The following is a 7,475-nucleotide window of genomic DNA, read 5'->3' on the forward strand; positions in this document are numbered from 1 at the left end:
AATATACAAAGATAAATGAAAATTCTGGGAAACTCAGAAAAACCCAGACCAGATCTAACAAAAATACAACATCTGACCCTGTTGGGCCTAAATTTCCCTCAATCCTTGAAGACCTCATTTCACAATATATAACAGAAAAAACCGGAAAATCATATCAGGATCAGATATTTCTGGATCGTTTACGTCAGGCAATTGTGGCACAGAAAGCATCTTACTGGCGGGAAAAACCTGGAAAGTCAGTAAAGTATGGCAGGGGATATGATATCCTTGCCTATCTGGCCTATCAGGTTCCGGTATACTTCACTCAATTCAGATCGCTTTTACAGAATATAAAGCCGGAATCGATGCTCCCTCATGACCTAGTCGCACTTGATATCGGAACAGGTCCCGGTGTTGTTCCTCTGGCTCTTATCGATATCTGGAAAAATCAGAAAAAGGGAAACTTAGATGTTTACGCAATCTAACGTTCTGCAGAACATGTTGAAGCATATAAGTATCTCACCGGAGAATATGCAAAAGATGAACCAAATATCCGGATTCATGATGTTATTCTTGATGATATGACAAAGATTTCTGATGAGAGTCTTGCAAGATTGCCAGAAAGTGTGAGCCTTATCACATTTCAAAATGTGCTGGCAGAACTGGAGCACTTGAGTATCCCTACAAGGGCTTCTATTGTCTGTTCTTTTACCAGACGACTTACAGATGACGGGATTCTTATTATTGTTGAACCTGCTGAGATGCGGCATGCCACCAGTCTGCGGCTGCTCCAAAACGAACTGATAAAAAATGGTCTGCATGTTTACAGTCCGTGTGCATACCTCTGGGGAAGTGGATGTGATCCATCTTCATGTTGGACCTTCAGGGAAGAACCCCCAATCCAGGCTACGTCCCTAATGACACTTCTTGCAGGTGAAGAAGAAGGATACCGGTTTATCAACACAGATAGAAAATATGCATATGTCATTCTGACAAAAAAGCAGATTAATACATGTACATATCGTATTCCAAGAAAGACCCGCATGGTACGCCTCTCCCATATGGAAAAAAATGAGGGTCGATCTATATCAGTTGCCGGTCTTCGGATGTCAGAAGATATCGGTACCAAGGGGATGCACATTTTTAAATTCTGTGATGGTACCTGCAGAGAACCAGTCTATTTAGTTTTATCAGCCAGAAACAGGAGGCCAGGGCATGGAGCTCTATTTTCGGTTAAATACGGTGATCCTCTGACAATTACCGGAGTTCAGGTTCGTCGCCATAAACAGCATAAGGCATGGAACCTTATAATTAATCAGGATTCACGTATAGAACGACCAGACACCGGGGCGATGATACCAGGAGTGAACACTCCTGAACCTGATACAGCTGGAGACCATGAGGATCATTGTTCTCCTTCCAGGTCCCATAAGAACAATTTAGATGATAATTTCCGTCCTGTAGAGATTATAAATAACCGGACAGTCAGATCTGCAGGCAGTAGGACTGGAAAAGAAACAAGACCGAAAAAATCAGGACATAAAAAGCCAGGACAATGATCAGAAGAGGGGAATAAAAATAGTATTAATGTGTTGTGCACCTAATTTTCTTTACACGTGGGGTGGTGGATGTCTGACGAGGATCCAATAAAAATACTAAAGGTTCGGTATGCCAAAGGTGAGATCAACACCTCACAATATGAGGAGATGCTCTCGTATCTTTTAGAAGATGTATCATCTATACAAAAAACCCCCATATTAGAAACCTCCATCACAGATGATCCGGAGCTTTCACAAAATCCGGAAACAGATGAAGCAGTTGATTCTATAACATCTGATACACACAGTACTGGATCTGGAGAAAGTACAGATATCCAAACCTCATGTGAGATTCAGGAAGAATTAGATTATGAATCTGATGAGCCAATCGGTGATGATCCTATTACCGACGAAGGTTTTCACCCAGGCCTTTCATCAGACAATGTACCGCAGGTTAATGGAACTGTGCTACCAAAGGGTGGATCACATCAGGTTCCAGAAAGTCAATATCTTACCGATGCCACACTATCAGCAGGAATTGCTGATGAGAATCGGATTCTGGAAGAACAAATCAACGAACTGGAGATAATAGAAGAGACAGAGAGTGAGAGTACAAAGGGAGATCCATCCTCTATTTCAGGTGTTTTTCTTTCGGGTCAGGATCTGAGTAATGTCTGTTATGTTACTGCAGTAAACCTCATTCATGCAGGTGAGTATGACAAAGCTCTTCCATTCCTTGAAAAATCCATAGAGATTGATCCTCATCAGTCACAAGCCTGGCTCTACCGTGGAAGCATCCTGCATAATAGAAAATCATATGATGAAGCACTGATCTGCTTTGACAAAGCACTTTCTCTTGATGCTTCACAGACCAAAGCTGCACTCTTTAAAGGATACTGCCTGTTCAATCTTCACCGGGACCAGGACGCCCTCTCGGCCTTTGACCTTGTAATTACTCAGGATCGACGTCATGCCCGGGCATGGCTTTTTAAAGGATACTGCCTCCAGAATCTGAAACAATTCAAAGATGCTGTTTCTGCTTTTAATGCTGCGACAGAGCATAATCCAAAAGAGATGGCTGGATGGCTCCATAAAGGAATATGTCTTTTTGAATTAAACCAGCATCCAGATGCTCTCTCGTCTTTTGACAAAGTTCTTGAACTTGATAAGAGGAATTTGTCTGCCTGGCTTTTTAAGATCCGCTCATTTATCAGAATGAATAGATATCAGGAAGCTTTGCAAAGTTCTTCAAAGCTTATTGAGATATCACCCCGCGAGATTAGTGCATGGCTTTCACGTGCTGACATTCTCCTGAAATTAAATAAAATAGAAGAAGCCTTGGATGCCACAAAAAAAGCCCTGGTAGTTGATAAGTGGAGTGCTGATGCCTGGAATCTCAGGGGCCTGTGTTTCCATAAACTTAAGCGATATGAACAGGCCCTTCCATGTTATGAAAATGCCCTGAAACTAAATCCACGCCATGCTGAAGCAATGAGGAACAGGGCATCCTGCTTCCATAAATTAAAACGCCATGTAGATGCTCTGCAATACTACGAAGTTGCTATAGAAGATAATCCGAATAATATTGAGGCATGGTTCAACCGCGGTCTGATCCTTCATAAGTCCAAACAATATGAAGAGGCTTTAAATTCATACGAAAAAGTCATTAACCTTGACAGGTTTAACGTAAAAGCCTACTTTAACAAAGGAAAAATTCACCGTGTTCTTGAGCAGTACTACGAAGCCCTGCAGGCTTTTACCCAGGCAACAAATGTTGATCCACAGTTTGCATCTGCCTGGTTTCATATGGGACTTATCTACTCAGATCTTGTCAGACAAAAAGAGGCTATCCAGTGTTATGACCGGACTCTGAAGCTTGATCCCAGGCATGTTGGTGCCCTGTTTAATAAAGGGATCATACTTGATGATCTCGGAGCTAAACGTGAAGCTTTTGCATGCTTTCAGAAAGCAACTGCTCTGGATCCCAAAGTTGCAACATCCATGAAGGCAAAGGGCAAATTCGCCCACTGATTTTTTTTAAAAAAAGGGGATTTACGTCCCGACATCCCAGCTGCACATATAATGTTCCTGTTCAGCACTGAGGGTATCAATTCCAAGACCCAGTGAGGCGAGTTTTATTGATGCTACCTCGCGATCGATGCTGTCAGGTACTGCATGTACTCCGGGCTTGAGCTCGGTATGATGTTCTGCAATGAACCGGGTTCCAAGCGCCTGCAGAGCAAACGAGAGATCCATAACCTCTATCGGGTGACCCATACCTTTTGGCACAGCCAGGTTTACGAGTCTGCCTTCTGCAAGCAGATGGATGGTACGACCATTGATCAGATAACTCTGGATGCCATCACGCTCAATTATCTGCTCGGCATTTTTGTTTAGCCAGGCACCATCAATCTCAACATTGAAATGACCAGCATTGGAGAGAATTGCCCCATCTTTCAATAATTTGAAATGTTGTTCATTGATGATGTCTTTGTTACCGGTTGTGGTGATAAAGATGTCACCGATCTCCGCAGCTTTTCTCATCGGCATGACATGGTATCCTTCCATATATGCCTCTAGGGCTCGACGTGGATCAATTTCAGTGACTATGACCTTTGCACCAAGCCCGGAAGCCTTCCGTGCTATTCCTCTCCCGCAGTACCCGAACCCTGCTACAACAAGCCACTTTCCCGCAATCAAGTTGTTTGTGGTTGCCATGATAGCAGTGAGGGCACTTTCTCCGGTTCCATGCACATTATCAAAGAACCTCTTCATAGGAGTATCGTTGACGGCAATGACCGGGAACTCTAACTTTCCTTCCTCTGCCATTGCACGCAGGCGGTGGATACCAGTGGTTGTCTCTTCACATCCACCAATAATCTTCTTCAGAACGTCCCGTCTGGATGTATGCATCCTATGAATCAGGTCCATCCCGTCATCGATGGTAATATCCGGCTTTGCATCAAGAACTGCATCCATGGCCTGATAATACTCATCAACTGAGCATCCGCGTTTTGCATAACACGTGACACCATCTACTCTGTCTAATGCCTGTGCAACATCATCCTGGGTTGAGAGTGGATTGCACCCGGTGATGAAAACCTTTGCTCCACCTGCTGCAAGTGTTTTTACAAGGTTGGCGGTTTTTGCTTCGACATGAAGAGCCATACTGATGGTCATGCCTTCAAATGGTTTATCTTTCCTAAACCGGTCGGCTATAGTGCCAAGCACCGGCATATACTGCCGTGCCCATTCAATCTTGAGATCCCCTGAGTCCATGTATAATCTTCCTATAATTTTTCGTATCTGATGACCGAGTAGCCCGCGTCAGACCGGAATTTTGAATCTTCGGTATAATAAGGACGGCTGAAATATTAAATGACTCAGATGATGAAGCATAACCATCATCAGGGAAGGCGGAGCAGATCTCAGGCATGGTACTTACACGTCGCATCATCCCATGCCTGGATATCAAAGACGGTCGTGTAGTAAAAGGAACGAACTTTATCGGGCTGCGAGATGCCGGCGATCCTGTAGAACTCGCCGAGCGATATAATGAACAGGGTGCAGATGAGGTGGTGTTTCTTGATATCACTGCATCTAAAGAGAACCGGGGGATGATTATCGATGTAATCAGCCGTGCTGCAGATCGACTCTTTCTTCCTCTGACTGTTGGTGGTGGTATCAGATCCCTGGATGACATCAAGCGGACTCTGCGTGCAGGGGCTGATAAAGTCAGCATGAATACAAGCGCTGTCGAAGATCCCTCATTAATAGAACAGGGTGCCCGGGCATTTGGTACGCAGTGCATCGTAGTAGCCATTGATGTTCGTCGAAACATGAGTGATAACCCTGATGCGGCTCAGGTCACTCTCAAAGATGGTACCACATGCTGGTATGAAGTTGTTACCTACGGGGGATCAAAACCTACCGGAATTGATGCAGTCAAATGGGCACAGGAAGCTGAAGAACGGGGGGCAGGAGAAATCCTGCTTACATCGATGGAGACAGACGGGACAAAGGATGGATTTGACATTCCAATAACTTCCCGGATATCAGATACAGTTGGAATACCTGTTATCGCTTCCGGTGGTGTTGGAACCCTTGAACATTTTTATGATGGATTTGTGTATGGCAAGGCTGATGCGGCACTAGCAGCGAGTGTATTTCATTATGGAGAATTGACCGTTTCAGAAGTGAAAGATTATCTTTTAGAGAGAGGACTGCCAATCCGTCCTCCCATGAGACGATAAATCAATCTTTTCTTTTCCCTACTGTTGCAAGATAGATACAGAACTGCTCTTCTCCATCTAATCCAAGAGCACAATTCATTTCATCGTCACGGTATGAACCGATAGCACATGTTCCACAACCAAGGGCGGTTGCTATAAGATACAGATTCTGACAGACATGTCCGGATTCAATAAACAAATACCGCCAGCCTCTGGGTCCGAACTTCCAGAGAATCCGGTCAGGAACAGCAATCCAGAGGAAAGTTACTGCAGCTTTCAGGATTAATTCTGACCTTCTGCATGCTGCAGCGACAGCCTCCCCTCCCCCCACATGGCAAGTCTCTTTAACCAATGCATGATCAAGTGGGAGGTATCGATAAATACCAGGCTCAAGACCTTCAACCCGGTTCACAACGATATATGTTTCAAACGGATGTAATGCACCAGCAGATGGGGCATTACGAAGGTGTGGTGCACCACCGGTTTCACTTACTCCCTGAGTATAATGGAGCATCAGAGAAAGTTCCCATTTCATGAGAGGTTCATCCGAATAATCGCGAACCGTCCGACGTATTTCCATTATATCGCTGAGTAACATCGGATCCATCGGAATCTCTGAAGCTTGAGGAAGAGGTATCAGAACCTGGGATGGTTCACATGTGCCACAAACTTTAGGAGTATCGGTTGCAGTTACCGTTCCCGCTGATGGGGTGGACTCCTGGAGTTGGGTTTGCTTAAGAAAAGAGCGTCCAGTATGCCAGTCTGGTGTCTCCATATATAGCAATAGCAACACCAGCTACTTGAATCGTTCTGAGCAAAAGTTTTGAGTGGGAGGAGTAAGCCCCCTTCTGTTCATTGCGACATTCAGCTTAGCGCCGAACCCGGGCAGACACCGGGCTGTCTGTATGCCCTGTTCCGGCTTGCACCCGCAGGGATTCACCGTTCCATCGACTCCTGATCTTCGATGCTCTGCAGTTTGGATCTGCATCATTGCTCATATCAGGCCGTGTCGTTTCTGTGCCATAGCCATGACTCTCGCCATCCCCGAGTGAACGAGGCTGCGTACCCGGTAGGTGGAGGGACTTTCCTCAGCTGCCAGTAAGATATAATCAAACTGGCTACCGTCAGCCGCACTCTCCCTCTCACCCTAATGGTTTATCAGTACTTGATGAAGAAGCTGACCAAAAAAAGATCTATAAAAGGGATTAATCAATGGTAAGATAGATTACAGCTTTTGCGGATGCCGCTGCCTGATCTGGTTTTCCATAGAAAAATGTAATCTTGTCGCCGGATTTTATCTTCCTGGTATTTAATCCATCAGTGCCTGGATTTGTAAAGTGCTGAAGTGTTACATCGTTGACCTGACAAAACCAGTTTTCTTCGCCATACTGGAAATCTCCGATGCTGTCAATAGCCAGGATGTTTCCTTTTCTCATACCTCGGTCATTTACATTCATACCTGAGATCTTCTTTTCTGTTGCCAGGTACTGAAGAAGTCCCAGCGGTGTATCGGCTCCGACTTCATAATCTTCCCCAGATTGTGCAGTCACATTTACGAAACCTGAAGGAAGTTTTATTGACCCATCATAAAGGACATTCTTTCCTGACCGACTGGAATTTGTCTTCGAAACTTCTGTTTCATTTGAGGAACCATTTATGTGCCCGGTTGAAGATGAGGAAATACTTTCAGAAAGAGCGGGTGTTTCAGAAGGTTCAGGAGTAATAT

General features: G+C 44.7%; 6 protein-coding genes, 1 other RNA gene and 1 pseudogene. 4 read left to right on the plus strand and 4 right to left on the minus strand.

Annotation, left to right across the window (positions count from 1 at the left end; translation table 11 throughout):
- From VN429_RS01775 to VN429_RS01785, 3 genes and pseudogenes are all read left to right on the plus strand, one after another.
- Positions 1 to 464, plus strand: a pseudogene (locus tag VN429_RS01775) (hypothetical protein); the annotation flags it as partial.
- Between the two features lie 96 nt (positions 465 to 560).
- Positions 561 to 1,538 carry a DUF8157 domain-containing protein gene (locus VN429_RS01780; protein ID WP_325629155.1) on the plus strand — a complete coding sequence of 326 codons (978 nt, stop codon included), beginning with the start codon at positions 561 to 563 and terminating at the stop codon, positions 1,536 to 1,538.
- Between the two features lie 69 nt (positions 1,539 to 1,607).
- Positions 1,608 to 3,548 carry a tetratricopeptide repeat protein gene (locus VN429_RS01785; RefSeq protein WP_325629157.1) on the plus strand — a complete coding sequence of 647 codons (1,941 nt, stop codon included), beginning with the start codon at positions 1,608 to 1,610 and terminating at the stop codon, positions 3,546 to 3,548.
- A 21-nt stretch (positions 3,549 to 3,569) separates the two neighbouring features.
- Here the strand turns inward: VN429_RS01785 and VN429_RS01790 are convergent, their stop codons facing one another.
- Positions 3,570 to 4,796, minus strand: coding sequence for an adenosylhomocysteinase (locus VN429_RS01790; RefSeq protein WP_325629159.1), 1,227 nt, complete (start codon positions 4,794 to 4,796; stop codon positions 3,570 to 3,572).
- A 155-nt stretch (positions 4,797 to 4,951) separates the two neighbouring features.
- On the opposite strand from VN429_RS01790, the gene hisF reads away from it, so the two are divergent.
- On the plus strand, positions 4,952 to 5,770 hold the full coding sequence (gene hisF, locus VN429_RS01795) for an imidazole glycerol phosphate synthase subunit HisF (protein ID WP_325629161.1): 819 nt from the start codon (positions 4,952 to 4,954) through the stop codon (positions 5,768 to 5,770).
- A gap of 1 nt (position 5,771) precedes the next feature.
- Here the strand turns inward: hisF and VN429_RS01800 are convergent, their stop codons facing one another.
- From VN429_RS01800 to VN429_RS01810, 3 genes are all read right to left on the minus strand, one after another.
- Positions 5,772 to 6,524 carry a SagB/ThcOx family dehydrogenase gene (locus VN429_RS01800; RefSeq protein WP_325629163.1) on the minus strand — a complete coding sequence of 251 codons (753 nt, stop codon included), beginning with the start codon at positions 6,522 to 6,524 and terminating at the stop codon, positions 5,772 to 5,774.
- Positions 6,525 to 6,574: 50 nt separating this feature from the next.
- Positions 6,575 to 6,893: RNase P RNA component (rnpB, locus tag VN429_RS01805), an RNA gene on the minus strand.
- 61 nt (positions 6,894 to 6,954) lie between these two features.
- Positions 6,955 to 7,475: hypothetical protein (locus VN429_RS01810; protein WP_325629165.1), on the minus strand; the 521-nt coding region annotated here is incomplete at its 5' end.

Origin of the sequence: Methanospirillum sp., assembly GCF_035560735.1 — an archaeon.
Lineage (GTDB): Archaea > Halobacteriota > Methanomicrobia > Methanomicrobiales > Methanospirillaceae > Methanospirillum.